General features: G+C 61.3%; 27 protein-coding genes and 2 pseudogenes. 5 read left to right on the top strand and 24 right to left on the bottom strand.

From position 1 onward, the window contains the following. Positions 1-346 precede the first annotated feature (346 nt). From QY917_RS05055 to QY917_RS05020, 8 genes are all read right to left on the bottom strand, one after another. Entirely contained in the window at positions 347-1,993 is a 1,647-nt protein-coding gene (locus QY917_RS05055) for a PAS domain-containing methyl-accepting chemotaxis protein (RefSeq protein WP_123676637.1), read from the bottom strand. A gap of 342 nt (positions 1,994-2,335) precedes the next feature. Beyond that, positions 2,336-2,953, bottom strand: coding sequence for a DNA-binding protein (locus tag QY917_RS05050; RefSeq protein ID WP_123676636.1), 618 nt, complete (start codon positions 2,951-2,953; stop codon positions 2,336-2,338). A gap of 151 nt (positions 2,954-3,104) precedes the next feature. Further along, complete coding sequence (locus QY917_RS05045; protein ID WP_162844562.1) at positions 3,105-3,467, bottom strand: hypothetical protein; 363 nt, start codon at positions 3,465-3,467, stop codon at positions 3,105-3,107. 17 nt (positions 3,468-3,484) lie between these two features. Continuing rightward, a complete protein-coding gene (locus QY917_RS05040) occupies positions 3,485-3,829 on the bottom strand; it encodes a hypothetical protein (RefSeq protein WP_148061015.1) in 345 nt (114 codons plus the stop codon). Positions 3,830-3,921: 92 nt separating this feature from the next. Next, positions 3,922-4,209 (bottom strand): hypothetical protein, encoded by a 288-nt coding sequence (locus tag QY917_RS05035; RefSeq protein ID WP_123676635.1) that lies wholly within the window; start codon positions 4,207-4,209, stop codon positions 3,922-3,924. Then, positions 4,206-4,400: a hypothetical protein gene (locus QY917_RS05030; protein ID WP_302078868.1), complete on the bottom strand. Its 195-nt coding sequence runs from the start codon at positions 4,398-4,400 to the stop codon at positions 4,206-4,208. Before QY917_RS05030 ends, QY917_RS05035 begins: the two co-directional genes overlap by 4 nt. Then, a complete protein-coding gene (locus tag QY917_RS05025; RefSeq protein ID WP_123676634.1) occupies positions 4,400-4,927 on the bottom strand; it encodes a hypothetical protein in 528 nt (175 codons plus the stop codon). Before QY917_RS05025 ends, QY917_RS05030 begins: the two co-directional genes overlap by 1 nt. 26 nt (positions 4,928-4,953) lie before the next feature. Beyond that, complete coding sequence (locus tag QY917_RS05020; protein ID WP_302078866.1) at positions 4,954-5,169, bottom strand: hypothetical protein; 216 nt, start codon at positions 5,167-5,169, stop codon at positions 4,954-4,956. A gap of 84 nt (positions 5,170-5,253) precedes the next feature. Between QY917_RS05020 and QY917_RS05015 the strand changes: the two genes are divergently transcribed. After that, on the top strand, positions 5,254-6,225 hold the full coding sequence (locus tag QY917_RS05015; protein WP_123676633.1) for an IS5 family transposase: 972 nt from the start codon (positions 5,254-5,256) through the stop codon (positions 6,223-6,225). Positions 6,226-6,370: 145 nt separating this feature from the next. On the opposite strand, the gene QY917_RS05010 is transcribed toward QY917_RS05015, so the two are convergent. Beyond that, on the bottom strand, positions 6,371-6,688 hold the full coding sequence (locus tag QY917_RS05010; RefSeq protein ID WP_123676632.1) for a C-terminal helicase domain-containing protein: 318 nt from the start codon (positions 6,686-6,688) through the stop codon (positions 6,371-6,373). Between the two features lie 436 nt (positions 6,689-7,124). Here QY917_RS05010 and QY917_RS05005 point away from each other — a divergent pair. Beyond that, a pseudogene (locus QY917_RS05005) lies at positions 7,125-7,904 on the top strand (IS3 family transposase); the annotation flags it as partial. A gap of 107 nt (positions 7,905-8,011) precedes the next feature. Continuing rightward, the gene (locus tag QY917_RS05000; RefSeq protein WP_302079267.1) at positions 8,012-8,611 is read left to right on the top strand and encodes a uracil-DNA glycosylase family protein; all 600 of its coding nucleotides are present in this window, start codon (positions 8,012-8,014) and stop codon (positions 8,609-8,611) included. A 121-nt stretch (positions 8,612-8,732) separates the two neighbouring features. On the opposite strand, the gene QY917_RS04995 is transcribed toward QY917_RS05000, so the two are convergent. The 15 genes from QY917_RS04995 to QY917_RS04925 form a co-directional block, all read right to left on the bottom strand. Beyond that, complete coding sequence (locus tag QY917_RS04995; protein ID WP_123676631.1) at positions 8,733-9,665, bottom strand: CorA family divalent cation transporter; 933 nt, start codon at positions 9,663-9,665, stop codon at positions 8,733-8,735. 5 nt (positions 9,666-9,670) lie between these two features. Continuing rightward, positions 9,671-10,207, bottom strand: coding sequence for an MOSC domain-containing protein (locus tag QY917_RS04990; protein WP_123676630.1), 537 nt, complete (start codon positions 10,205-10,207; stop codon positions 9,671-9,673). A gap of 23 nt (positions 10,208-10,230) precedes the next feature. Continuing rightward, on the bottom strand, positions 10,231-10,677 hold the full coding sequence (locus QY917_RS04985) for a hypothetical protein (protein WP_123676629.1): 447 nt from the start codon (positions 10,675-10,677) through the stop codon (positions 10,231-10,233). A gap of 13 nt (positions 10,678-10,690) precedes the next feature. Next, positions 10,691-11,668, bottom strand: a complete 978-nt coding sequence (egtD, locus tag QY917_RS04980; protein WP_123676628.1) for an L-histidine N(alpha)-methyltransferase — start codon at positions 11,666-11,668, stop codon at positions 10,691-10,693. Continuing rightward, a complete protein-coding gene (gene egtB, locus QY917_RS04975) occupies positions 11,665-12,873 on the bottom strand; it encodes an ergothioneine biosynthesis protein EgtB (RefSeq protein WP_123676627.1) in 1,209 nt (402 codons plus the stop codon). Before egtB ends, egtD begins: the two co-directional genes overlap by 4 nt. Positions 12,874-12,896: 23 nt before the next feature. Beyond that, positions 12,897-13,658: an FAD-binding oxidoreductase gene (locus QY917_RS04970; RefSeq protein WP_162844561.1), complete on the bottom strand. Its 762-nt coding sequence runs from the start codon at positions 13,656-13,658 to the stop codon at positions 12,897-12,899. After that, entirely contained in the window at positions 13,651-14,259 is a 609-nt protein-coding gene (locus QY917_RS04965; protein ID WP_123676625.1) for a sulfite oxidase-like oxidoreductase, read from the bottom strand. Before QY917_RS04965 ends, QY917_RS04970 begins: the two co-directional genes overlap by 8 nt. Positions 14,260-14,276: 17 nt before the next feature. Beyond that, entirely contained in the window at positions 14,277-15,686 is a 1,410-nt protein-coding gene (locus tag QY917_RS04960) for a mercuric reductase (protein WP_123676624.1), read from the bottom strand. After that, positions 15,683-15,964, bottom strand: a complete 282-nt coding sequence (locus QY917_RS04955; protein WP_123676623.1) for a DUF427 domain-containing protein — start codon at positions 15,962-15,964, stop codon at positions 15,683-15,685. The genes QY917_RS04960 and QY917_RS04955 overlap by 4 nt, the downstream gene beginning before the upstream one ends. Positions 15,965-15,996: 32 nt before the next feature. Next, the gene (locus tag QY917_RS04950; RefSeq protein ID WP_123676622.1) at positions 15,997-17,217 is read right to left on the bottom strand and encodes a bifunctional alpha/beta hydrolase/OsmC family protein; all 1,221 of its coding nucleotides are present in this window, start codon (positions 17,215-17,217) and stop codon (positions 15,997-15,999) included. Beyond that, positions 17,214-17,654 carry a peptide-methionine (R)-S-oxide reductase MsrB gene (gene msrB / locus QY917_RS04945; RefSeq protein WP_123676749.1) on the bottom strand — a complete coding sequence of 147 codons (441 nt, stop codon included), beginning with the start codon at positions 17,652-17,654 and terminating at the stop codon, positions 17,214-17,216. The genes QY917_RS04950 and msrB overlap by 4 nt, the downstream gene beginning before the upstream one ends. Positions 17,655-18,221: 567 nt before the next feature. Then, positions 18,222-19,754: a YdiU family protein gene (locus QY917_RS04940; RefSeq protein ID WP_123676621.1), complete on the bottom strand. Its 1,533-nt coding sequence runs from the start codon at positions 19,752-19,754 to the stop codon at positions 18,222-18,224. Positions 19,755-19,758: 4 nt separating this feature from the next. Next, positions 19,759-20,247, bottom strand: a complete 489-nt coding sequence (locus QY917_RS04935; RefSeq protein WP_123676748.1) for a peroxiredoxin — start codon at positions 20,245-20,247, stop codon at positions 19,759-19,761. A gap of 85 nt (positions 20,248-20,332) precedes the next feature. Continuing rightward, a complete protein-coding gene (msrA, locus tag QY917_RS04930; RefSeq protein ID WP_008652077.1) occupies positions 20,333-20,842 on the bottom strand; it encodes a peptide-methionine (S)-S-oxide reductase MsrA in 510 nt (169 codons plus the stop codon). A gap of 124 nt (positions 20,843-20,966) precedes the next feature. Then, a complete protein-coding gene (locus QY917_RS04925) occupies positions 20,967-21,746 on the bottom strand; it encodes an AraC family transcriptional regulator (RefSeq protein ID WP_162844560.1) in 780 nt (259 codons plus the stop codon). Positions 21,747-21,887: 141 nt separating this feature from the next. Between QY917_RS04925 and QY917_RS04920 the strand changes: the two genes are divergently transcribed. Both QY917_RS04920 and QY917_RS04915 read left to right on the top strand, forming a co-directional pair. After that, positions 21,888-23,747: a glutamine--tRNA ligase/YqeY domain fusion protein gene (locus QY917_RS04920; protein WP_302078854.1), complete on the top strand. Its 1,860-nt coding sequence runs from the start codon at positions 21,888-21,890 to the stop codon at positions 23,745-23,747. A 133-nt stretch (positions 23,748-23,880) separates the two neighbouring features. Beyond that, positions 23,881-24,177 (top strand): annotated as a pseudogene (locus QY917_RS04915) (transposase); the annotation flags it as partial. Positions 24,178-24,205: the final 28 nt, after the last annotated feature.

Raw genomic sequence — 24,205 nt, 5'->3', positions numbered from 1 at the left:
GAAGCGCTCATCGAAGCCTGGGAGCGCAAGCACTGCCCCCTGGAGCCACTCGAGCCCTTCGAGGCCATCAAATTCCGCATGAACCAATCGGGCCTGACGGTGGCCGACATCGCGCCCTACAGTGGATCACGTCAGCGGGGGTATGAAGTGCTCAATGGCAAACGTCCACTCACAGTGCTCATGATCCGACGGATTTTGACGCTGGGCTTGCAGGCCCAGTCACTGGTGGGAAGCCCAGAGCCAGTTCGGGCCTGACCCACCCCCGCTCAGTCCGCCCTACCGCTCTTTACTATGCCCCACCTCGATCCTGCGCAGCCGCAGTGCATCGCGGTGCAGTAGTTCAGGGCTATGCTTCGTATTCCAGCGCCAGTGGCTCGGCGTCCGAGCGCTCGCGCGAGCGCCTGCGCAACTCGACGGCGTCGGTTTCAGCATGTGTGCGGTCTCCACGACCAAGGCGAAACACCTGGATATTGTGGCGGGCCTGCCTGGCTTCGGCATCCATGAGCTGGGCCGCGCCTGCCAGCTGTTCCACCAGGGCGGCGTTTTGCTGGGTGATGCCGTCTATATGCTGCACCGCTTCACTGATCTGAACCACACCCTGGGCTTGTTCGCGCGCAGCCTGGTCGATTTGCTGCAGCATCTGAGCGACTTTTTGCACCGACTGCATCGCCTCCTCCATGCGCTGACCTGCTTGTGCGGTGCGTTGGCCGCCCGTCGCTACTCTCTGTTGGGACTCGCGAATGATGTCGTTGATCTCCTTGGCCAGGCCGCTCGTGCGGTGCGCCAGCGAGCGAACCTCGCTGGCCACCACGGCGAAACCACGCCCTTGTTCACCGGCTCGCGCAGCTTCCACCGCCGCATTCAGCGCCAGAATATTGGTCTGGAACGCCACGCTTTCGATCACCTGGATGATGTCCCCGATCCGCTTGGACGACTGAGTGATTTCCTGCATGGTGTCGGCCACACTGCGTATGGCTTCCTGGCTGCGTTGGGCGTTAGCGGTGGTTTCATGTGCCATATGTACGCCGCAGCTGGCCAGTTGCGAGGTGTTCTGCACCGTGCTGTTGATCTCATCCATCGCCGCAGCGCTTTGCTCCAGGCTGGCCGCCTGAGCCTCGGTGCGCGCGGACAGATCGTTGCTGCTGTGTGCAATTTCCTGCGCTGCCGTTTGCAGGCGTCGCAGGTCGTCGCGCACGTCGCCCATCACGGTTCTGGTGGACAGGCCCACCTGAATCATGGGCAGCAGCAGACTGCGAGCAACACCATTGCCCTGAACCGCAAAAAATTGCGACAAGTCGCCACTCGCCAGCTGCCGGGAGACGCGAATCACGTTTTTCAGCGGGCGCAACGTGACGCCTGCCAAGCCATACCCCGCCACACACGCGCTGACGACGCCGGCCAGCCAGACGCCCCACAGTGGACCGCCCGTGTTTGCGACGACTACCGGCCCCGCCGCAGCCAATGCCATCCAGGCTGCGTATTGCCCCCTGGGCCGCAGGCGCAACGCCCCTGCCAACCGCCCCAAGGCATCGACACGCATCAGCTCGCCGTGGCGGAAGGAATACACCTTTTTGCCGGCCTCGGCATGCGCGCTCATGCTCGCGTACAACTGTTCGGCTTCGCGGATTTCTTCGTTGCTCGGACGCGAGCGTACCGACAGAAAACCGACAATACGCTCGCCATCGCGCATCGGCGTCGCGTTGGCACGTACCCAGTAATGGTCGCCATTCTTGCGCCGGTTCTTGATCACTGCGCTCCACAGCAGGCCTTTTTGGATGGTGTCCCAGAAATCCCGAAACGCTTCGGCAGGCATGTCCGGATGGCGCAGCAGGTTGTGCGGCTGGCCCAAGAGCTCATCCTCTTTGTACCCGCTGACAGCAATGAAGTCCGCATTGCAGTAGGTGATGCGACCCTTGGTGTCAGTGATCGAAATCAGGGTTCGATCCGCTGGAAAGTCAAAGTTGGCCTGTGTGACGGGAAGATTCTTGCGCATCGCAGAAGAATTTGTAATTAGTTGAAAAAATGTTACCCCCCCCCGGAAAACGTCAAGGGAAGTGACTGATTAATACAACTAGTAAAATTTTGCGGTGCTAACGCTATGCTTTGTGTTAATAGCGCCTTGGTCGATCTGTGCCGTGCGAGGTGTGTCCTCTTAATGGGACTGGTGTTCAACCGATGTCCGATGTCTGAAAGCCCCCTCCGGAACTCGCCCAGCAGCGCGGACAAGCGCCCCCGATGGTTTACTCGCTGACCACTTGCGGTGCTTGTCCTCTCCTGGAGCCTTTCGCTCAACCAGGTCGGTCACCCGGGGAATTGCATACGACGCCGTAAGCAGTCATTTTGTTTCCAGTCGCCCGCGCAGATGCGCGGCCTCCTGCTGGGCCTTGGCCAGCTCCTGGGCCTGCTGCGAGGCCAGTGTTTCGGCACGCGTGGCGCGCTCCAGCGCGGCCTGGGTCTGCGCCTGGGCCACGGCTGCGGCCTGCTGCGCAACCGTGGACTGTTCCCGCGCTGCATGCAGGGCGGAACGCAGGCGCTCGCCCTCAGCCTGCAGGGTATCAACCCGCCCCGTGAGCTTGTCGCGCTCCCCGCGCAGCCCTTGCGCCTGCGCAGCCAGCTCGTCACGCTCGCCCTCCAGCGCCTCGCCCGCTGCGGCCAGCTCCGCAGCCTCGGCCTGCGCCTGGTCGATTTCGGCCTGGGCGGCTTCACGCGCTGAGGCTGCAGCGCGCGTCAGCTCGGCAGCAATTGCCGCAGCCAGTGCCGGCGGTAGCTCCTGCCCAGGTGCTGCTGCTGGGCGTGCTTTGCGCCACGCGGCCAGGTGCCTCTGGATGGTGTTCGGGCTTCCGGTGTCGCCGAGCCGCTCGCGCACCCCGCGAATGGTGGGCTGCTGGCCTTCGGCCTGCAGCGCCTCGGCGGCGGCTGCGACGTGAGCGGCTGTAATTCCTCGATGAGTCATATCATAGCATATCCGTTAGTATCACTACAGATACGATATATTATATTGATACGATACACAAGTGTTTTTTAACCCATCTGCAGAGCACAATCGCAACAAACTCACTCCGGCCGGTACGACTTGAACCGGCTGAAAGAGGCCATGCTGCTGCTCATCGCCAGCAAGAGTTGCCTGGCTGTGCCAGGCTGGCGGGACTGGCATATCCATACGTTTCGCTAAAAGAGGGGCGATTTATCGAAAGAACCAGCTTCTCCCACACCGATGTTTTTCGGATTGCTAACTGGCTGCGCAGCCTTTCGCATTCAGAACGCACCTCGCCATCCTTAACACCAGCTAGGCTGCTCATCATGTCGCTGACGGTGAAATCACTTTGCATCCCGAGGTGCATAGCGTGATCCACCAATTCGGCACCAGGATGGCGGAGGTAATAGAACCCACCGACATGCAACCATGCCGCTGCATATCCAATGGCAGGAAGTGCAAGCGCCACGAACAGAATCCAAAAGTTCATCATTTCGGTTTCCTTCGAGTTCAACGGTATTTTCTAATTGACGAAATGCGATCGCCAAGCCCGGCTTTTTCAATGCAGGCATTTGCTTTTGGTGAAAAGCCGTTCCCCAGGGTGAGTTGCACGTCGCCGTTCCCATGCCTCTCGAACGTCCCAATTCGCTTACCGTCGATAGAGGGAGTCAAGTCATCCCCAGTGTCGGTGATGTCATATGCACAAGATTCCTCCGTCAAGTCCACAAGCTCACTGTGCCGGTGCGCAGTTGAAATCCAAACGCCGCCACCAATCAGAAGGGCTACAAGGGCCGCTACTACGGCATATTTGGCCTTGGTGGCTTGCCCAAGTTCTCTAATAATGGTTGCTTGCATAATGTGCTTTCCAATCAGTTTGTGTTTGCCGCGATGAGGCCTGGGCAGTGCGTCCGTATGTTGCTGACGGTTGTGGTGCTCATGGCTATTCCTTAGTTGGCGGAATCAATCATAGGTGCGTTTAATGCACCTGTCCAAGCCTTTTTGGCACCTTCTTTTTTCAGCACTGGCCCCCAGGCCTCGATGCTGTATGACGCGCCCGATTTGCTGATGAAAACACAGGCTTGTTCGCCAGCTTGGGCAACCAGTGAGGTGACCGTTTTCTTATCCAGCCCAGTCGCAGCCACGATCTGCACCAGGGTACAGTGGCCGGCATCTATGGCGCCCAGCACGGCCAGCATGCGGCGAAGATCGCCCTTGGGGTATTGCGGTGCTCTCATGCAGGGAAAGCGGAGACGAAACGATGAATGCACGGTCGCTTTGCCTTGCTGGCCTGATACAGGTCGTACTGCATCTGCATGCCCGCCCAAAGTTCAGGGCTCGTGCCAAAAGCGCTCGCCAGACGAAAGGCCATGTCGGGAGAAATCCCTGAAGTTTCCATGAGCAAGAGTTTTGGCTGGCGCTGCAGCATCAAGCAGAGCCTGCAGCAGGGCCGGTCAATATGTCAGCCGCCTCCAGGTATTCCTGCAGGTAGCCAAACAGACTGAGGGCGGTGTACTCATGCAAGATAATACTTTCGGTACGCCCGTCGCCGAAAACGGCGCGCAACTCCAATGCCGTGCCCGTGACTGTGTATGTAGCGCGTTCAATGACCGTGGCCCGGCCGGCTCTTCCTACCTCGTCCTCGGTCAGCTTTGGCACTTCCGTCAACAGTGTGTGGTAGGGGTGCCTCGCAGGAAGGTTCTCCACCAGCGAGGGATCGGCTTTGGCACGCAGCATGAAGGCATTGCTGCCAAGGTGGTTGCAATAGCCAGCCAGAGATTTCATGAGCAAGGCAAAGGCCTTGGGTGGCCAATGCGTGAGCTTGGTGCGGCGGTCATACATCGCGAACATGATGCAGATGCCGACCCATTCGCCGTTGCGTGCCATGATGCCAGTCTCGAAACTCGCAACGTAATTGTCGGATTCTTGACTGGTGCGCTCAGAATTTTCGGTCATGGTCTATCTCCAAAAATTGACGGCCATCATGGGTTGTTGCCGGGCAGCTGGGATTTCACAGCCTCCACGACATCCTGCTCCGTGGCCTGCTTGGACTGCAACAGACCCCATACCCCTTCATCAATCGTGCCAGCCACCAGCGGCACGATGACCAGTACATTGCGTTTTTGCCCTAACCGGTAGGCGCGATCTTCTGCCTGGCGCATCAATGCCGGCGTCCACGGCAAGGAGGAAAATGCCACATGGTTTGCAGCTGTTAAGGAAATCCTGCAAAACCTCCCCATTTGTCTGGTAGCTGTCAGCCACCGCTGGCATCCTCAGCATCTATGAAGCAAATTAGCCTCGCCTTGAACCTGAGCACGCGCCAGACCCGCAAGCAAGTCTTCCTCGAACAGATGGAGCAGGTCGTGCCCTGGCAAGAGCTGGTGCAACTGATCGCCCCGTACTACCCCCAGGGCAGGAACGGGCGCCCGCCCTTTGAGCTGCAGACCATGCTGCGCCTGCACTTCTTGCAGCAGTGGTTCAAGCTGTCGGATCTGGGGATGGAGGAAGCCTTGTTTGACACGCCCCTGTACCGGGACTTTGCCCAGCTCGATGCCCACGGGCGGCTGCCTGACGAGAGCACCATCTTGCGCTTTCGCCACCGACTGGAGCGCCACAAGCTGGCCGAGCAGATGCTGGCCACCGTCAACGACCTGCTGTGCGCCAAAGGCCTGCAGCTCAAGGAAGGCACCATCGTGGATGCCACCTTGATTGCCGCGCCGAGCTCAACCAAGAACAAAGACAACGCGCGAGACCCCGAGATGCATTCGAGCAAGAAGGGCAACCAGTGGTACTTCGGCATGAAGGCCCATATCGGCGTGGATGCCGACAGCGGCCTGGTGCACACCGTGCGCTGCACCTCGGGCAACGTCGGCGACGTGGTCGAAGGCAACAGCCTGCTGCACGGACAGGAGGTGCAGGTCTTTGGCGACGCTGGCTACCAGGGAGCGGACAAACGCGCCGATGCGCCTAACGACGTGCCGTGGCACGTTGCCATGGGGCCGGCCAAACGCAAGGCATTGGACAAAGAACACAGTGCTGTAGATGCTCTGGTCGATCAGCTCGAGCGCGTGAAGGCGCAAATCCGCGCCAAGGTGGAACACCCGTTTCGCGTCATCAAGCGCCAGTTTGGCTACACCAAGGTGCGTTATCGAGGCCTGAAGAAAAACACCCTGCAGATCGTGACGTTGTTTGCGCTCTCGAACCTGTGGATGGCGCGCCATCAGTTGATGCAGCAGCAAGGAGCACGGGGATGAGTGCGCCCGAAAACAGGGCGCGGGCCGCCAAAAGCGGCAAAAAGCCCTGTTTCAAGGGCAAAAGGCAGGGGAAACTGCCGAAATCAACTCAAGTTTGCACCATCTGAAAAATAGCCCAGGCGTAGCACGCCTGGGAATGAGTTGTTCAGGGCATCCTTAACGTGATTCCCACGCCAGCTGCTGACGTGGTGCCGATAAATACCGTGACGGTCGGATCATTCTGAAAGGCGTCAATCGCCTTTTGCCGCCGGGTGCCAGAGTCTGCACCCACCAGGGAGACACAGGCAATGCCGGCCTGTGCAAACGCATCCCGCATGGCCTCCACCGTCGCCATGTACTCGCAGAAAATAATGATCTTGTCGCCCTCGGAAAGGCTTTCCACTGTTTCGATGAGAAATGGCGTCTTGAGCGCTTCCAGCTTTTGCCGCAGGCGAGTGATCTTGGGCATGGTTTGCAGGCTCATATCACCATGGATTTCCTTGTAACCACCCAACCCTTCCGGTGGTGAAACCCAACGCAACTGGCGTGTCTTGTCACCCAGATTTTAGCTTTCTTGACTTTTTTTGTGGGAATCTTGTCAATGAGTCCCCCGAGCTAAGTAGCTCCGCTTTCATGAACAGCTTTACCCCAAGTGATATAGATACTGCGGGCGGGTTGAAGCGGTGCAGAGTTGTCCACGGCGGCGGTCGGCGCTTGCGACGAACCGGCCGACGCTGTGGGCAACTCGGGGCGCACCAGGGATTTTCATTCTAGGCGGCCTCCCGCATTGTCGGCAGTAGTGCCCAGTAGGTCCGATCCTGCGTCTCGTCTCCCTGGCTGCTGTGTTGTTGCTCGGTGTTGTACCTGTCTATGAAATGCGCAATGTCCGCCTTGGCCGCACTCACGTCGTCGCAGGCACGCAGGTACAACGTGACGACAATCTGGTGCCGCACATGGAACGCGTGTGGCACGCCAACATGCAGGTCTACGGCGCCGACAAGGTCTGGAGACAGCTCAACCGCGAAGGCATCACCATTGCCCGCTGCACAGTCGAGCGGCTGATGCGGCGCCTTGGCTTGCAGGGCGTGCGCCGTGGCAAGGTGGAGCGCACCACCATCAGCGACGCTCGGGCACCGTGCCCGCTGGACCGGGTCAACCGGCAATTCAAAGCCGAGCGGCCCAACCAGCTGAGGGTCTCGGACTTCACCTACGTTTCAACCTGGCAAGGCTGGCTGTACGTGGCCTTTGTGATCGACGCGTGCGCCCGGCGCATGTGGGCTGGCGGGTGAGCAGTTCGATGCGTACGGACTTCGTGCTCAATACGCTGGAGCAGGCGCTGTACGCACGCAAGCCTGAGCGCGACGGCGGCTTGGTCTGTCACTCCGACAGGGGGCGCAATATGTCAGTATCCGCTACACAGAGTGACTGGCCGAGGCCGGTATCGAACCCTCTGTGGGCAGCAAGGGCAACAGCTATGACAACGCGCTGGCCGAGACGATCAACGGGCTGTACAAGGCCGAATTGATCCACCGACGAGCAACGTGGAAGACAAGGAATCGGTGGAGTTGGCCACCCTCGAATGGGTGTCATGGTTCAACCACCACCGGCTGCTCGAACCCATCGGCTACATCCCGTCCGCCGAGGCTGAGGCAAACTACTACCGGCAACTCGCCAGTCAGGTCTCCATGGTGGTGGCCTGACTTAAACCAACCGGCCTCCACGATTCCCGGGGTGGTTCACCATGCCCATGAAAATCAGAACGCCAAGTTTGCGCAAACAAACGGGGGCATCCATACCAACAATAAGGCTGAACTCCAGCACCAAGGATTCTCTTGAGGCTTTACTGCGAGAGGTCAGAGCCTGCAAGATATGTTCCGCAAGTCTCCCGATGGACCCACGGCCAGTACTTCAATGTCATGGATCTGCACGTATCCTCATCGTCGGACAAGCACCCGGCCGGAAAGTACATGAATCAGGCATTCCGTTTCAAGACGCCAGCGGCGAGCGGCTCCGTTCTTGGCTTGGGGTTACATCTGAAATCTTCTATGACGAACGTCGAGTCGCCATCTTGCCCATGGGGTTTTGCTTTCCCGGAACTGGTGTTTCGGGCGATCTACCCCCACGACCTGAGTGCGCTCCAGCATGGCGAAATAAACTTCTCAAGCACCTGAAGTCCGTCCAACTCACCTTGGTCATTGGGCAGTTTGCTCATGACTACCATCTCCCCAATGCAGGCTCAACGGTGACGGAGGTGGTTCAGTCTTGGCGCATGCACCTTCCAAGCGTCATTCCACTTCCTCATCCAAGCCCGAGGAACAATCGATGGCTTGCACGAAACCCCTGGTTCGAAGCTGAGCTATTGCCTGTACTTAGGAAACGTGTCGCCCTCTCACTCAGCGATGCCTAACAAGTCGCTTGTGAACTTCCCCTAAGTCACTCTTAGGGACACGTATCGTGTTTCCTAACGGTGCATCCGTCCTTGATGGACGGCTCCGAAGATGAACCTCAAAGAGTCCAAGAGCCGTCTACTAAAGCCATTTGAACCAGCGAAAAACCGCGACCAACCCAACACTCATTAGTAAGCATAGACCTACCAACACCCAAAAACCGTTGGTGGCATCCGTGAACGGCAGTCCCTGTAGATTGGCGCCAAACAGTCCAGTGACAAAGTTCAAGGGCAAGAAGATTGTGGATACCACGGCAAAGACATAAGAGCTTTGGTTCAGCTGTCGTTCCTGAATGCGGCTTGCCTGGTCACTGAGGACATCGATACGGTCACGCAGATTCACCAGCGTTTCGAGCAGCCGCAACAGCTGGTTCAGGTGATCCTCCAGTCGGCCTCGGTGATTGGTATTCAGCGGTGGGACGACTAGGGTTGTCAACTTTTGAAAAACGGCTCGCTGGGGGCCAAGATGACGCAGAAAGCCAGAGATCGCGGTCTGGGTATTGGCCATGCTCGGGCAAGCGGCTTCTGTCTGGTGATGAACCAACATATTGCTGATCAGATCCACCCCGTCCTCCAGCTTCTCGACCTGCTCGGATGCTTCCGCAAGGTGCACCTCGATGAGGTCGCAAAGGAAGTCGCCTGGCGTCGCCGGGCCACGCCCCTGAGAGATGTCTTCCGCGAGTTCGAGGATTGGGTCCACATCCTCCTCACGGGTCGTGATGACCCGACCCTCGTCAATCCAGATTCGCATGGATACCATGTCCTCCGGATGCCCCACGCCATCAGCCCTCAGGCGCATGGCTTTGAGCAGAACCATCACTCCCTGCCCGTGAACGCGCAACCGCGACCGGGTGTCTTCCGAAACCATGGCCGCGGAAATCAGATTGTCCAGGCCTGCGGCACTCGAGAGATAGCTCTCCGTCTCGCGATGGCGGATGCACATGTGCAACCACGGCGCGCCGCCGCTCATCCGAAGAAGATGGAGGAAACCAGGGGTGCGCTCTGCTTTGATCATGGCTCTCAACCCACGGCAGTTTCAAGCTCGAGGCTGACGGTATCGCCGACCCGCAACACGCCACCGGCAACAATCAGGGCCGTGGCGCCTCCGTGACCGCGCAGTGCCGCGTAACCGCCTTCACCAAGTTCATCCTCCATGCGTGAACAAGGAGGACATGGCCCCGTAACTTCAATGCGAACCGATTCGCCAATGCGCCAGACAAAGCGTTCTTGCCGAAAAAGTGAGTGCATCGCGGCAACATTGATGCCCGAGATCACGAGATTGCGCCGCAAGCGCTCCGGCGCGATCGGCGCTTGCCCCGTCCAGGCACCGATCAGGCTCAGGTGCTCAGCCTGGATCAGGCTCAGCTCGCGATGGCGTTGTGCATCCGTCCGGCGAAGTCGCAGAGAGCGGTGATCGCCAATCAGACCGAGACCCGGCTCGGCACTGACCTCCTGCACCGACACCGCGTCCTTCAGGCGATCCGGACGCAGGACGATGGCATCAAGCCGCCCTGAGCCTTGAAAGCGCCGAACCAGGTCGCGGAGCGTGCTGCTCATGGTTCAGACTCGAACGAGGTGCATCACAAGACTTCATCGATGTGCAGGTCGCGTTGTCTGAAGTTGACAACATCTCCGGCCCGGGCATCGGCGATAGCCGCGTAAATTGGTGCCTTGGTGGAAATCCCCATGTAAGTGTTCCCGTCGCACTCGAAGGCATCGCTTGCCACAGCAACCACGAACCAGCGCCCGTCGATGCGGACTACCGCGCCTTTCTCCACCGAATCCCGGGGACCGAAATCAATCTGACGCAAGACATCCAGGGCCTCCTGATGGTCGTGAATGGGGCATTCGAATGCCTGCGCCAGAGCGGCATTGTTGACGGCCCGCGACGCCGCATCGCTTTCACCGGGTTCATCTCCGCGGCCCGCCGCACCAACCAGGTATTGTGCATAGGCCTGTTCAGCAAACCGCAGGCGCCCTTCGGCAAGGTCCAGCATGGTCTGGCGCAAATGGATCTTGTTGCTCATTCAGGCTCCTATGTCAGGTCGACGTTTGTTGCGTTGGGGTGAACGGTAGGCGGTGCCAGACTGTGAGGGCGTACCAGCCTCGGGGGTCGGTCAGGGTGCAGGTGTTGTCAAACCCGCTTTGGGCTGCGAGGTGTTCAATAGAAGCCATCGTGTACTTCTGAGATTGCTCCGTGTAGATGGTCTCGCCGGCAAGGAAAACGAAACCTCGGTCGAGGGTCTTGCTGTTGACCACCTGGTCCACCTGGCTAACCAGAAAGCTCCTGGCCACGTGTTCCAGCGGACAGTAGCTGGCGTAATGACGAAATTTCGCAAGATCGAAGTCCATGCCCAACTCGCGATTCAACCGTGTCAGCAGGTTCAGATTGAACGCAGCTGTCACGCCTTGAGAGTCGTCGTAAGCTGCGCGCAGCATGGCCGGGTCCTTGACCAGATCCAGACCAAGCAGCACAAGGTCACCCGGGCGCAAATTCGAATGCACTCGCTGCAGCAGCTTGACGGCACCGTGTTCGTCCAGGTTGCCCAGATTGCTGCCCAGTAACATTGCAACCTGGCGTCGCCCTTCGGCGACCTGAGGCCAGTGCTCGAAGTAGTCTCCCAGCACCGGCTCGATGGCCATGCGGGGGAGGTACGTGTCAAAGCGGCGGCTCAGATCCGCTAGTGCGCGTGCGGACACATCCATAGGCCTGTAAATGCAGTCCACGTCACGTTGTGCCAGTGCCTGGCACAACGACAGCGTTTTGGCCCCGTCGCCGCTGCCCAGTTCAATCAAATCGATCGGGCTGCACCGAGGGTCTATCCACCGGGAAAGTTCGTCCGCTCGTGAACGCAGGAGCTCGTGCTCAAGGCGTGTGAGGTAGTACTCTGGCAGCGCCATGATCTGCTGAAACAGGCGCGAGCCTTCGTCGTCGTAGAACCAAGCGGATGAGAGCGCCTTTTGTGGTCGCGTCAACCCTTGCAGAACATGCTCTGTCAGTCTGTCCCGATCAGTCATGCCGACTCCCGCGAGCGAACAGGACGAATCCCCGTGAACTGCCAACGCAACGGAGCGTGAAAGAAGTTCCGGTATGTCAGACGGGCGTGGCCCGGTGATGTGGCCCAGGATGCTCCGCGCAAGACCTGCTGGTTTACCATGAACTTCCCGTTGTATTCCCCCACCGCGCCCTCGCTGCGGGCAAAGCCAGGATAGGGCTGATAGGCACTGCGCGTCCATTCCCATCGACGTCCCCAGTCGAGCCGGCTTGCCGCTGCCTCCCACTCGAACTCGGTGGGCAATCGCCACCCCGCCCACTCGCAGAAGGCATGTGCCTCGTAGTAACTGACGTGGGAGACTGGCGCCTGGCTACTGAGAGGCGCCACACCCTGGAGCGTGTAGTGACTCCATCCGTGAGGCTGGGCTGGGTCGGGCAGCCAGTACATTGGCGCACGGTGTTCGAGCGTTTGCACCCAGTCCCAACCTTCTGCATGCCAGAGCGAATGGCGCTGATACCCTCCGTCGCGCATAAACTGAAGGTATTCATCATTGGTGACAAGCGCCACACGGATGTCTACCCCTTGAATGAGCGCCAAATGCGATGGCGACTCGTTATCGAAGGCGAACCCTGGCCCCTGGTGGCCGATGCGAATCGTCTGCCCGTCGACGCTCAGCCAATCGTTCAGGGGTGGGCAGGTGCCATCGTGTTCGGCCGTCACATCTTGCGGACCGATGCCCTGAGGGTCATACGCCGGATGCAATGGGTTGTGGCCAAGGATGTACTTGATGTCTGTGATCAGCAACTCCTGATGCTGTTGTTCATGCTGCATGCCCAGCTCTACCAAAGCCGCGACTGCGGGCTCCAGTGGTTCCTTCAGCAGACGATGCATGGACTCGTCCACATGCGCGCGGTATGCCATCACCTCAGCCACCGTCGGGCGACTCATGCTCCCTCGCCGAGGGCGTGCCAAGTGAGCGCCCTCAGATTCGTAGTAGCTGTTGAACAGGTAGCCATACAGAGGATGGAACAGTCGATAGCCCGGCTGTTGTAGCGCGAGAACAAAAGTCTCGAAGAACCACGTGGTGTGAGCCAAGTGCCACTTCGGTGGACTGACGTCGGAAACCGGTTGAGGGACATGGTCCTCGGCACTCAGAGGAGCACACAGCCGTTCGCTGCGTGAACGGACAGAGACGTATCGGGTCAGGAGAATTTCTTCAGGTGTCATGGCAAGTAAGAACAAAAAGTGCTTCAACTTCCGAAACGCTCAGTGCGGATGGAGACCTCTGGCACATTCAGCCCGGTGACCATATGAACGATGGACTCGACAAAGTCATTGCGCCCGCAGATAAAAACTTGTGCGGATTCGGTCGCCACATTGCCCAACTGCTGCAAAGCCCAGGCAACATCGGCTTCAACAATGCGGCCAACGTGGTCCTGCACACGCGGGGCACAGGTGTCCCGCGAGAGAGCTAGTCGGGTGCGAAACCGTGGAGTAAACGCTTCCCATCGCTGCAGGGTTGGCCAGAGCAACACTTCTTCCAGATGGCGTGCGGCAATCAACAACGTTGTATGCGCTAGGCTGTATGCACCCACGCGTTGCGCTGCCATGGACAAAAGGGGAACGACGCCAGATCCTCCCCCAATCAGCAAGGCTGGTCGTGTGTTCGACTCGTCAAGCACAAAATGTCCTCCAACTGGTCCGAGGATTTCAATCGTTTCGCCGTGCTGGGCCTCATCGTGAAACCAGGTGGATACTTCGCCATCGTCCAAACGCTCAATGCCCAGTTCATAGAGCCCAATACGTTGAGGAGGAGAGAGGAGTGAGTAGCTCCGTTGTGCCTGATAGCCGTCTTCTGCTGTCAGTCGGACATCCAAATGCTGGCCCGGCCTCGGGCGAACCCATCTGTCGGGACGCAGCACCACCCGCATGACGCGTGGAGTCAGTGCCTGCAACGCTTCGATGCGTGCGGACTGCCAGCTCAGCCGTTGCTGACCAACGGCCTCATCCATAGCGCTCTTCCTTGAAGGGGTCACCTCGCATGTGATAGCCCCGCAGTTCCCAGAACCCGGCCTCGTCGCGCTCGTTGAACTGCAGCGCATTGACCCACTTGGCCGACTTCCAGAAATAGAGATGCGGCACCAACAGGCGTGCCGGTCCCCCGTGCTCGGGCGCGAGCGGTCGGTCATCGTAGTGCGTTGCGATCATTGCGCGCCCTTGTGTCAGATCGGCCAACGGCACGTTGGTGGAGTAGCCGTCCTGGGAATGCGCCAGCACCCAAGGCGTGGGCGCTTCCAGTCCGGCTGCTTGCAACAAAGCGTCCAACGTCACACCGCGCCAGCGGGTGTCGAATTTCGACCAGGTGGTAACGCAGTGGATGTCGACCACCTGCTCGGTCTGGGGCAGGGCCTGGAATTCGCTCCAGGTCCAAACGCGAACCGGCCGCACACCGACCTTCAAGGTCAAGCGCCAATCGCCAAGCGCCAATGCTTTTGGAGTGGGGCCCGCAGTCAGCACGGGAAAGCCTTCCGTCAGGGACTGTCCTGGCGGAAGTCGACCGCCGTGGTTGTGGACATCGCGGTTGCGGCCGCTGAATGAGCGGTTGATGGGCATGGTAGGGGTCCTCCAGCTCACCCTGGACTTGCGGTCAAGGGCTTGCGTCGATCAATGATGGTGGGCAGGAACTCGGTGACCGTCGGGTGAACGGGCAATGCATCCCGGACCATCTTCCAGGTGCCGCCACTGGCCATCACCAGACCGATCGCTTGGATGATCTCGTCCGACTGGATCCCGAGCATGGTCGCGCCAAGGAAATGACCGCTGTCCTCATCGAGGAGAAGCTTGATCTTGCCCACGGTTTCACTTTCTTCCTTCGCGCGGCTGACGTCCTTCATGGCATGAACGGCCTGGGAAATGCGTCGACCTTCGGCCACCAGTTTCCGCGCGTCGGCCTCATACAGGCCGACGTGGGCCAGCGGAGGATCGGTGAACATGGCGTAGATACCAACGCGCATGGCGGCGCTGCGTTGCCCGCCAGCCAAGTTCTCCGCCACGATGTCTTGATCGTGATAACTGGTGTGGGTGAAGGCGCCGCGCTGATTGACGTCGCCCAACGCCCAGATCCCAGGTACCGAGGTTTCGAGTCGGTCGTTCGTGGCCAGATAGCCTCGGGCACTGACCTCCAAGCCCACTGTATCCAGGCCCAGTCCATCGGTGTTCGGTACGCGCCCGGTGGCAACCAGAAGATGGCTGCCATCCACAGTGCGTCCATTAGCCAACTGCACCCTTACCCCTGCCTCATCGTCTGCCTTGCCGACCCGTTCGATGCGAACCCCGGTGTTCACTTCAATGCCTTCCGCTGCCAGCATTCCGGTCACAGCAGCAGCAATGTCCTCGTCCTCGCGGGCTGTGAGGCGGGGCCCTGTTTCCAGAATGACAACCTCACTCCCCAGTCGCCGAAAGATTTGTGCCATCTCCAGGCTGATGTATCCACCTCCGATGATCACCAGCCTAGACGGCAGTTCGCGCAGCGCCAACAACTGTTCGTTATCCAGGAAAGGCAGCTCGGCCAGCCCAGGCACAGGCGGGACAAAGGGACGTGTGCCTGTGTTCAGCACCACCTTGGGCGCGACCAAACGATGCTCGCCGGCCATCACCACGAACTGTTCGCCTTCACGGCCCGCCAGGCGACCGCGCGCCTTGATGATGGTGAGTCCTTCCAACTGGCCCAGCCAGGCCTGCAGGCCTGAGCGAGCCTCGTCAACCCGGCGTTGCATGCGCTCCATCGCCGCCTTGAAGTTGACCTGGACCGGCCCAGTTTCCACACCGAATTCTCTGGCCCGGCGCGCCATGTAAGCCACGCGAGCCGACTTGCGCAGGGTCTTGGTCGGGGTACAGCCCCGATTGACGCAGGTACCACCTAGGTCCCGCTCCTCGATGAGCGCCACCTTCATGCCCCGGGCAACGAATGTCGCGCCCAGAAAAGGACCGGCCTGACCGGCACCGACCACGACCGCGTCGAACCGCTGTTCTCCACTCATGGCCGCACCTCGACACCGCGCCAGAACGCCACCCTGCCGGTCACGGCCTCTGCACCATCCTTGGGTGACGGGTAGTACCACGCCGCGTCGGCGTTCACATCTTCGCCGACAACAAGGTTGTAGTAGCTGGCCCGCCCCTTCCATGGACAGGTGGTGTGCGTATCGCTTGGCTTGATATGTTCCGGGCGTAACGAGTCGAGCGGGAAATAGGCATTGCCTTCAACTTCCACGATGTCGTCGCTCTCTGCGATTGTTGTGCCTTTCCAGATGGCTCTCATGTTTCGACTCCTTCGGGTACGAGCGACTGGGATCAGTCGCGAATTAGCGTGGTTGTGATTACTGGATGGTTCTCCAGCGTCCGATGTACAGGGCATCGATCGGCAATGCGCAGCAGGTCCTGTCGCTGGCTTTCGCTCAACGGTCCGCTCAGCAGGAGCTGGCGCGTGAGGTGGTCAACCTGCCCCGAGCGATCACCGCACTCCTGGCAATCGGTCGCGTATACGCGCTCATGACGCAACCTGACCTGGACATCCTTTAGCGCATAGCCTTTTCGCTTGGCGTATTGGCGCAATGTCATGGATGTGCAGGCACCCAGCGACATCAGCAGAAGTTCATAAGGATCGGGCCCGCGTTCGCTACCGCCCACTTCCTTGGGCTCATCGGCGTCGAGGTGGTGCGGACCTGCTCGCATTGATCGCCAGAAGGCGTGATCGTGCTCACCCACCCACACCTCGCCCGCACGAAGGTCCGCCGGCGCATCGTCTCGCTCGGCTCGCATCGGCAGAAACCGCGAGGCCCAGGCGCCAATCAGGTCAGCTGCATACTGCGCATCGGCCGGGCGCGTGAGCAGATGGTCCGCATCGTCCAGGCTGATGAAGCTCTTAGGATGTCTGGCCGCCTTGAACAGGTCCTGTGCCTCGCCGATGTCCACCACTGTGTCGCCTGGCGCGTGCATGACCAGCAAGGCCGCGCGAAGCCCCTTGGCCGGGTTCTCGTCGGCTAGGGCCTGGAGCTCTTCAATGAAGGCTGGCGCAATCCTGAAGGCCCTGCCCCCCAAGTCGACCTGAATCTGTCCGTCCTCCTCAGACTCGGCCGGACCAAAGTGGCGAAGCACGTGGTCGGCAGTCGCAGGTGCGCCTAGCGTGCAAACCGCCCGGATACCGTCGAGGCGGGCCGCCGCCGCTATGGCCGCAGTCCCCCCCAGGCTGTGGCCGACCAGCAGGGCAGGCGTGCCGATCGTGCCCTGCATCCAGTGCACCGCCGCTACGATATCCGCCACGCTTGATGAAAAGCCACCGCGCCCGAAGTCGCCGTCGCTCTCGCCCAGACCGGTGAAATCAAATCGCAGCGTACCGATGCCCTGCTCAGCCAGCGCTCGGCTGATGCGAGTTGCCGCGAGAGAGTTCTTGCCGCAGGTGAAACAGTGGGCGAACACCGCGAGGGCTTGTAAGGGTGCATGGTCTGGACGTTCCAATACACCCGCTAGCAGGCCCTGGCTGCTGCCGGCGAAGCTCACCTTTTCGCTGCTCATGCTCTCTCCAGTGCCAGGGCGTTGATGCAGTAGCGCAGGCCGCTGGGCTTGGGTCCGTCGGGAAACACATGGCCCAAGTGGGCGTCGCAGACGTTGCACGTCGTCTCCACCCGCACCATGCCGTGGCTGTTATCACCGTGATAACCCACCAGGCCTGGGGCAATCGCTTGCGTGAAACTGGGCCAGCCGCTGCGACTGTCATATTTCGTGGAAGCGTCGAACAACTCAGTACGGCAACACACGCACCGGTAGATTCCAGGCGAAAACAACGTACACATCGAAGAGCTGTGCGCTCGTTCGGTACCCTTGAGCCGCGTGATTCGGAACTGCTCAGGTGTCAGCCGTTGGGCCCACTCGGCCTCGCTGAGTTCCACCCGGCGCGGCGGTGCCGGGTTGCCTGTTTCCACCAGTCGAATCACTCCTTTCCAAGTCAACATATCGGGCCCAGGCTCCGGTGCCGCAGGTTCGATTTCCATTCGCTTGAGAAAGGTGACGAGCTTGTCTGCGTCGATCCGGAAATGGTTGTAGACCACCCTGCCATCCGGATCGATCAGGATGAACCAGGGTGTGCCGCCGTTGCGGTAGCGGCGCATCAGCTCCGAGCCCACCCCTTCCTGTCCGTCACCGGCGTCGTGTCCAAATGGGATGCCCAGCGCGTATCGTGCGTGATTGGCCAGCATGCGCTCCCAGGTGTTCGAGCCGAAGTCCTCGAACACGGTCTGGACCGCGGCGAACCCGACGAAGTTGCTTCCCCGAAATGCGTCAACCACCCGAGCAAGCGCCGGAAAGCCGGTCGCATGGCACCCCGGGCAGGCGTCCTGAAAACAGAAGATGAGCTTGAACCGGCCGGGCATGCGGTCCAGGTCGAAGTGTTCCAGCGCCTGGCCCGACGCGTCCACCCACCGGGTCACACCCAGGGGAGCGGCCGCCTCGCCAAGGACACCGGGTTCCTGTTGCGTTGTGGTCATGCGAAGTCTCCTTTCAGAAATCGTTGGGCAACCCAATCAGGTGCCACAGAAGGTGCGGTGGGCTGCGGCCACCTCGGGCGGGGCCGGCAGCGTGAAGGGCCGCGCGGACTCCACCGTCTCGTACGGCCGCTCCAGCACCGCCAGCAGGCGCTCGAACGGACCGAGGTCGGCCTCGTCCACGGCACTCGCCAGCGCCGCCTCCAGCTGGTGATTGCGCGGGATCACGAAGGGATTGACCGACCACGCCGTTGCGGCGCAGTCCTGCAAGCTCCTTCCCTCCCGGGCCATGCGCTGGCGCCAGCGCGCCAGCCAGTCCGAGAGCGCCGGGCGCTCCCGCCCGAACAGGTCGTGCAGTGCGGCATCCGGCCCCGTGATGGCGTCGGACAGGAGGCGGAACGCCAGCGTGAAGTCCACCTTTTCCCGCTGCAGCAGCTGCAGGAAGTCGTCCGCCAGGTCGCGGTCCTCCGCCTCGGTGGCTACCAATCCCATCTTGGCGCGCAACTGCTCGGTCCAATGCCGGTCAAAGCGCGCGGCAAACCCGGCCACCACCTGTTCCACCCGCTCCACGACGTCGATATCGCGGGCGTCCAGAACCGGCAGCAATGCTTCGGCCAGCCGGGCCAGGTTCCATTGCGCGATGGCGGGCTGCTGGCCGTAGGCGTAACGCCCCTGGCGGTCGATCGAGCTGAACACCGTGGCCGGATCGAAACCCTCCATGAACGCACACGGGCCGTAGTCGATGGTTTCGCCCGAGATGCTCATGTTGTCGGTGTTCATCACCCCGTGGATGAAGCCCACGCCCATCCAGCGTGCAATCAGCTGCGCCTGCCGCTCACAGACGGCCTCCAGCATCGGAATGGCCTTGTCGGAAAGCTTGGCGAGGGCGGGGTCATGCCGCGCCACGGCATGGTCGAGCAGCCGCCAGAGCATCACCCAATCATCCCGCGCGGCGAAGAATTCGAAAGTGCCGACCCGCAAGTGGCTGGCCGCCACGCGCACCAATATCGCCCCGGGGGGCGAGCCCTCGCGGTTCACCCGCTCACCGGTCCGGATCACCGCCAGCGCACGCGTCGTGGGAATGCCCAACGCGTGCATGGCCTCGCCCATGAGGTACTCGCGCAGCGCCGGACCCAGCGCCGCCTTGCCATCGCCACGGCGCGAAAACGGCGTACGGCCCGACCCCTTGAGGGCCAGGTCCCGGCGCTGACCTGCCGTGTCGATGAGTTCCCCGAGCAGCAAGGCGCGGCCATCCCCCAGGTGTGGCGAAAACTGGCCGAACTGGTGCCCCGCGTAGGCCTGTGCCAGCGGCGCCGCCTCGGCCGGCACTTCCACGCCGGACAGCCACGCCAGACCGGTCGCAGACTTCAGTGCCGCCGGCTCCAGCCCCAGCTCCAGCGCCAGGGCGCCGTTGAACTGCACCCAGGCCGGGGCCGGGGACGGCTCGGGCTTCCACGGGACATAGAACCCCTGCATGTCCCGGAAGAAGCTGTTGTCAAACGGCAGCCGAAACGCCGGGCCCGTCCCCGGCGTCTTCGGCTCCGACACGGACTTTGGTGTGGACGCACGCATGGCTTCAGGCCGCCTTGAGACCATCGTTCGAAGCGCCGAACGCCCCGATCAGCTGCCGCTCGTCGATCTCGAAGTCGCTGTAGAGCACCTCGTCCAGCGGATCGATCACCAAAAACCACGGTGTCCCCCGCGTCCCGTAGTCCGCCATGAGCGACGACGCCCGTCCGATCGCAGGGTCGTGTCCGAACGGAATGTTCAAGCCGTAGCGCAGCTGCGTCTCGCGCAGGCGCTCGAAGGTGTTGGACTCGGCGCCCTCGAACACGGTCTGCACCGCGGCAAACGCGAAGCCGCGATCACCCAACGCCTTGATCAGCTTCTGCAGGGTCGGAAAGCCATGGCTGTGGCAGCCCGGACACCAGTGCTGGAAGCAGAAGATCACTTTGAACCCGTCGCCCAGGTCGGCCAGCTTCAGCGGCGCCATGCTGCGCCCTTCGCCGTCGATCCACCACGGCACCCGCAGCTCGGGCGCCTGTTGAATGCAATGGGATTGCATCACCATCTCCTCAGGAAGAAAACAGACACACCGGGTCGGCCCGCCCGCTGGCGCGCCGACCCCCACCGTTATTGAGCGCTGGCCGTCAGCCGATCTCGCGGCGCGGCAGTTTCCAGCCCGCGCGGGGGTAGTGGCAGGTGTAGCCGTTGGGGTGCTTGACCAGGTAGTCCTGATGCTCGGGCTCGGCCTCCCAGAACGGCCCCGCGGGCGCGAGCTCGGTGACCACCTTGCCCGGCCACAAACCCGAGGCATTCACATCGGCAATGGTCTGCTGCGCCGTGGCCAGCTGCTCGTCCGAGGTGTAGAAAATGGCCGAACGGTAGGAACTGCCGCGGTCATTGCCCTGGCGCCCCGGGGTGCTCGGATCGTGGATCTGGAAGAAGAACTCCAGCAGGTCGCGGAAGCTCGTCTGCGTGGGGTCGAACTCCACCTCCAACGCCTCGGCGTGGGTGCCGTGGTTGCGGTAGGTGGCGTTGGGCACATCGCCGCCGCTGTAGCCCACACGGGTGCGCAACACGCCAGGCAGCTTGCGGACCAGGTCCTGCATGCCCCAGAAGCAACCGCCGGCCAGCACTGCTTTTTCGCTCGGGTTCATCGTGATCTCCTTCAAGGTTCTGCCTCAAGGCATTGAACCTGAAATCGGGGTCTTTCGACAGAGCACAACGGCATCCGGCGTCCGCTTCACGCCACCAATCGTCCAGAACCGGGGCGAAGTGGGTCTACGACTGGCCCAGATGGTCCATCTGCCAGGCGCTGGGCGATTGCCGGGTCGCGCGCTGAAACGCCCGCGCGAACGCGGTGGCATTGCCGTAGCCCACCTGGGCAGCCACCGCCTTCACCGCCTGCCCCTGCGCGAGCAGGTTGCGGGCCACCGCCATGCGCCAGTGGGTCAGGTAAGTCAGCGGCGGCATGCCCACCATCTGGACAAAGCGCAGGGCAAAGGCAGAGCGGGACAGGTGCGCCAGCTCCGCCATGCTGTCGAGCGTCCAGTCGTGTTCCGGCGACTCGTGCAGCATGGACAGCACCACGCTCAGACGGTTGTCGACCATGGCCTCCAGCACACCACCGGACAGCAGTTGCCGGTCGATCAGGTGGCGCACCAGCACCACGAAGGTGTATTGCAGCAGGCGATCGATCGCCGCCCGATAGCCGAATGCACGCGCCTCGGCTTCCTCGAACAGCAGTTCCACCAGCCGCTGCAGCGAAGGCGTGGCGTCCAGGTCGATCACCGTGATGTCGGGCAAGATCAAGTCCAGCGGCGGCGCCAACTCGCTGAGAGTGGCGCACATCAGGTCCACCCCCTGCGGTCCTGAGCCCTGGACCCAGTGCTCCAACGCGCGGGGAAGCAACAGCACGCTGGGTGCCCGCACGATCAACGGCACAAAACCTTTACGCGTCAATTGCAGCTCGCCGCGACTGAGCAGGTGCATCGTCCCCTGCTTGAGTCCATCAGCCTCGGATCCCTGCTTCAGAGTACAGAGATTTCCCGAGAAAAACATGCGCGCCGTGGGTGCGAACCTCAGAAGCTGGTTCAGCATTGAGGCGTTCGGCAAGGGAGTGCTTTGGTTCAAGTGCGTGACACCTGTTGTGGGTTAGACCTTGATTATCTTGGAGCTTCCGCCTCTCCTTAGAATGACTCCATGCCCCCCCCGTCACTTTCGTCCAGCATCTCTCCACGCTACCAAGCTCCTGCAGAAATAGAGGGCCAGGCGCTCAGGACGTCAAACTTCCTGCGCCAGATCATCGAGAAAGACCTCGAGACGGGCACCTACGCCCAGCGTCAGTGGGGAGGTGGCCCGGGTGATGCTTCCTTCCACTCCGCCGGCCAGCCCGACCCGGCCAAGATCCGTACCCGCTTCCCGCCCGAGCCCAACGGCTACCTGCACGTGGGCCACGCCAAGAGCATCTGCCTGAACTTCGGCCTGGCGCGCGACTACGGCGGCGTCTGCCACATGCGCTTTGACGACACCAACCCCGAGAAGGAAGAGAAGGAGTACGTGGACTCCATCCTCGACGCGGTGCAGTGGCTGGGCTTCAACTGGGAATCCAGCTTCAACGGCAAACAAGAGAGCCACCTGTACTACGCGTCGAACTACTTCGACTTCATGTACCGCGCGGCCGAATACCTGATCACCGCCGGCCACGCCTATGTGGACGAACAGACCGCCGAAGAAATGCGCGTCAACCGCGGCGACTTCGGCAAGCCCGGCGTGGACAGCCCCTTCCGCACCCGCACGCCCGACGAGAACCTGGCCCGCTTCCGCGAAATGCGCGACGGCAAGCTCGCCGACGGCGCCGCCGTGCTGCGCGCCAGGATCGACATGGCCTCGCCCAACATCAACATGCGCGACCCGGCGATCTACCGCATCCGCCGCGCCACGCACCACAACACGGGCGACGCCTGGTGCATCTACCCGATGTACACCTTCGCGCACCCCATCGAGGACGCGCTGGAGCAGATCACCCACTCCATAGCCACGCTGGAATTCGAAGACCAGCGCCCCTTCTACGACTGGCTGATGGAGCGCCTCATCGAAGGCGGCCTGCTCAAGGCCCCGCCGCCGCGGCAGTACGAATTTGCGCGCCTGAACCTGACCTACGTCATCACCAGCAAGCGCAAGCTGGCGCAGCTGGTGAACGAGAAGAAAGTCAGCGGCTGGGACGACCCGCGCATGCCCACCATCGTCGGCCTGCGCCGCCGCGGCTACACGCCCGAGGCCATCCAGCTATTTGCCGAACGCATCGGCGTCACCAAGAGCGATTCCTGGATCGACTACAGCACGCTCGACGGCTGCCTGCGCGAGGACCTGGAAAACAAGGCCCACCGCGGCATGGCCGTGCTCGACCCCGTCAAGCTGGTGCTCACCAACTGGGCCGAAGTGTTCGGCTCGGACGGCTACACCGAAGACTGCACCCAGCCCGCCCTGCCCCACTCGGCAATAGCCGAAGGGCAAACGCCCCCGCCCGACCGCGTGTTCAAGATCGGCAAGGACGTGTGGATCGAACGCGAAGACTTTGAAGAAGTGCCGCCCAAGGGCTACAAGCGCCTGTTTCCCGGCAACGTGGTGCGCCTCAAAGGCGGCTACGTCATCGAATGCTCGGGTTGCGCCAAAGACGCGGACGGCAAGGTGACCGAAGTGCACGCCAAAGTGATCGCCGGCACCAAGAGCGGCACCCCCGGCGCCGACAGCGTCAAGGCCAAAGCCGCCATCACCTGGGTGGGCGCAGCCGACGGCGTGAGCGCCGAAGTGCGCCTTTACGACCGCCTGTTCACCGACCCGCAACCCGACGCGGGCGGCAAGAACTTCCTGGACGCGCTGAACCCCGACAGCCTGAAGGTGGTGACGGCGGTCGTGGAACCCTCACTGGCCGCAGCGAAGCCGGACCAGAAGTTCCAGTTTGAGCGCCACGGCTACTTTGTGGCCGACCGTGCGGACCATGGGGTGGGCGGGAAGGTAGTGTTCAACCGAGTGACGGGGTTGAAGGACGGCCGGAGTTGATCACTAATCCCACACTATGCTTGCTTGATGCTCCGTACAAATCGCTTGTGTTGATGACGCCGTCCGAGGATACCGAACCGTTCGGTTACAGAGAGAGCCGGCATGATGAACGCCGAATGGGCAGGAGCATGTCGTGAAGAAGAGCAAATTCGCCGAGGAGCAAATCGCTTTTGCCCTCAAACAAGCTGAGCAGGGTACCCGAGTGGAGGAGGTCTGTCGCAAGTTAGGCATCAGCTAGGAGACCTTCTACGTCTGGAATAAGCGTTACGGCGGAGTTGGTCCTTCCGAGTTGCGCCGCTTGCGCTAGCTGGAGGAAGAAAACCGCAAGCTCAAGCAGATCGTGGCCGATCTGAGCCTGGACAAGGCCATACTGCAGGCGGTGGTCGAAAAAGCTCTGTGGCTCTCCCTGCGACGCGAGTTGGTGCCCGAGTGTTGATTTCCACCGAATCCTGACCCAC

Source organism: Diaphorobacter sp. C33 (assembly GCF_030503915.1).
Taxonomy (GTDB): domain Bacteria; phylum Pseudomonadota; class Gammaproteobacteria; order Burkholderiales; family Burkholderiaceae_C; genus Diaphorobacter; species Diaphorobacter nitroreducens.
The sequence above is the reverse complement of the archived record's forward strand: the minus strand, read 5'-3'. Positions and strand labels throughout refer to the sequence as shown.

Bases quoted from the DNA above. Each gene is read 5' to 3' on its own strand.
- QY917_RS05055 (WP_123676637.1), bottom strand. From the start codon at position 1,993: ATGCGCAAGAATCTTCCCGTCACACAGGCCAACTTTGACTTTCCAGCG.
- QY917_RS05050 (WP_123676636.1), bottom strand. From the start codon at position 2,953: ATGACTCATCGAGGAATTACAGCCGCTCACGTCGCAGCCGCCGCCGAG.
- QY917_RS05045 (WP_162844562.1), bottom strand. From the start codon at position 3,467: ATGATGAACTTTTGGATTCTGTTCGTGGCGCTTGCACTTCCTGCCATT.
- QY917_RS05040 (WP_148061015.1), bottom strand. From the start codon at position 3,829: ATGCAAGCAACCATTATTAGAGAACTTGGGCAAGCCACCAAGGCCAAA.
- QY917_RS05035 (WP_123676635.1), bottom strand. From the start codon at position 4,209: ATGAGAGCACCGCAATACCCCAAGGGCGATCTTCGCCGCATGCTGGCC.
- QY917_RS05030 (WP_302078868.1), bottom strand. From the start codon at position 4,400: ATGCTGCAGCGCCAGCCAAAACTCTTGCTCATGGAAACTTCAGGGATT.
- QY917_RS05025 (WP_123676634.1), bottom strand. From the start codon at position 4,927: ATGACCGAAAATTCTGAGCGCACCAGTCAAGAATCCGACAATTACGTT.
- QY917_RS05015 (WP_123676633.1), top strand. From the start codon at position 5,254: ATGAAGCAAATTAGCCTCGCCTTGAACCTGAGCACGCGCCAGACCCGC.
- QY917_RS05010 (WP_123676632.1), bottom strand. From the start codon at position 6,688: ATGAGCCTGCAAACCATGCCCAAGATCACTCGCCTGCGGCAAAAGCTG.
- QY917_RS04995 (WP_123676631.1), bottom strand. From the start codon at position 9,665: ATGATCAAAGCAGAGCGCACCCCTGGTTTCCTCCATCTTCTTCGGATG.
- QY917_RS04990 (WP_123676630.1), bottom strand. From the start codon at position 10,207: ATGAGCAGCACGCTCCGCGACCTGGTTCGGCGCTTTCAAGGCTCAGGG.
- QY917_RS04985 (WP_123676629.1), bottom strand. From the start codon at position 10,677: ATGAGCAACAAGATCCATTTGCGCCAGACCATGCTGGACCTTGCCGAA.
- egtD (WP_123676628.1), bottom strand. From the start codon at position 11,668: ATGACTGATCGGGACAGACTGACAGAGCATGTTCTGCAAGGGTTGACG.
- egtB (WP_123676627.1), bottom strand. From the start codon at position 12,873: ATGACACCTGAAGAAATTCTCCTGACCCGATACGTCTCTGTCCGTTCA.
- QY917_RS04970 (WP_162844561.1), bottom strand. From the start codon at position 13,658: ATGGATGAGGCCGTTGGTCAGCAACGGCTGAGCTGGCAGTCCGCACGC.
- QY917_RS04965 (WP_123676625.1), bottom strand. From the start codon at position 14,259: ATGCCCATCAACCGCTCATTCAGCGGCCGCAACCGCGATGTCCACAAC.
- QY917_RS04960 (WP_123676624.1), bottom strand. From the start codon at position 15,686: ATGAGTGGAGAACAGCGGTTCGACGCGGTCGTGGTCGGTGCCGGTCAG.
- QY917_RS04955 (WP_123676623.1), bottom strand. From the start codon at position 15,964: ATGAGAGCCATCTGGAAAGGCACAACAATCGCAGAGAGCGACGACATC.
- QY917_RS04950 (WP_123676622.1), bottom strand. From the start codon at position 17,217: ATGAGCAGCGAAAAGGTGAGCTTCGCCGGCAGCAGCCAGGGCCTGCTA.
- msrB (WP_123676749.1), bottom strand. From the start codon at position 17,654: ATGTTGACTTGGAAAGGAGTGATTCGACTGGTGGAAACAGGCAACCCG.
- QY917_RS04940 (WP_123676621.1), bottom strand. From the start codon at position 19,754: ATGCGTGCGTCCACACCAAAGTCCGTGTCGGAGCCGAAGACGCCGGGG.
- QY917_RS04935 (WP_123676748.1), bottom strand. From the start codon at position 20,247: ATGCAATCCCATTGCATTCAACAGGCGCCCGAGCTGCGGGTGCCGTGG.
- msrA (WP_008652077.1), bottom strand. From the start codon at position 20,842: ATGAACCCGAGCGAAAAAGCAGTGCTGGCCGGCGGTTGCTTCTGGGGC.
- QY917_RS04925 (WP_162844560.1), bottom strand. From the start codon at position 21,746: ATGTTTTTCTCGGGAAATCTCTGTACTCTGAAGCAGGGATCCGAGGCT.
- QY917_RS04920 (WP_302078854.1), top strand. From the start codon at position 21,888: ATGCCCCCCCCGTCACTTTCGTCCAGCATCTCTCCACGCTACCAAGCT.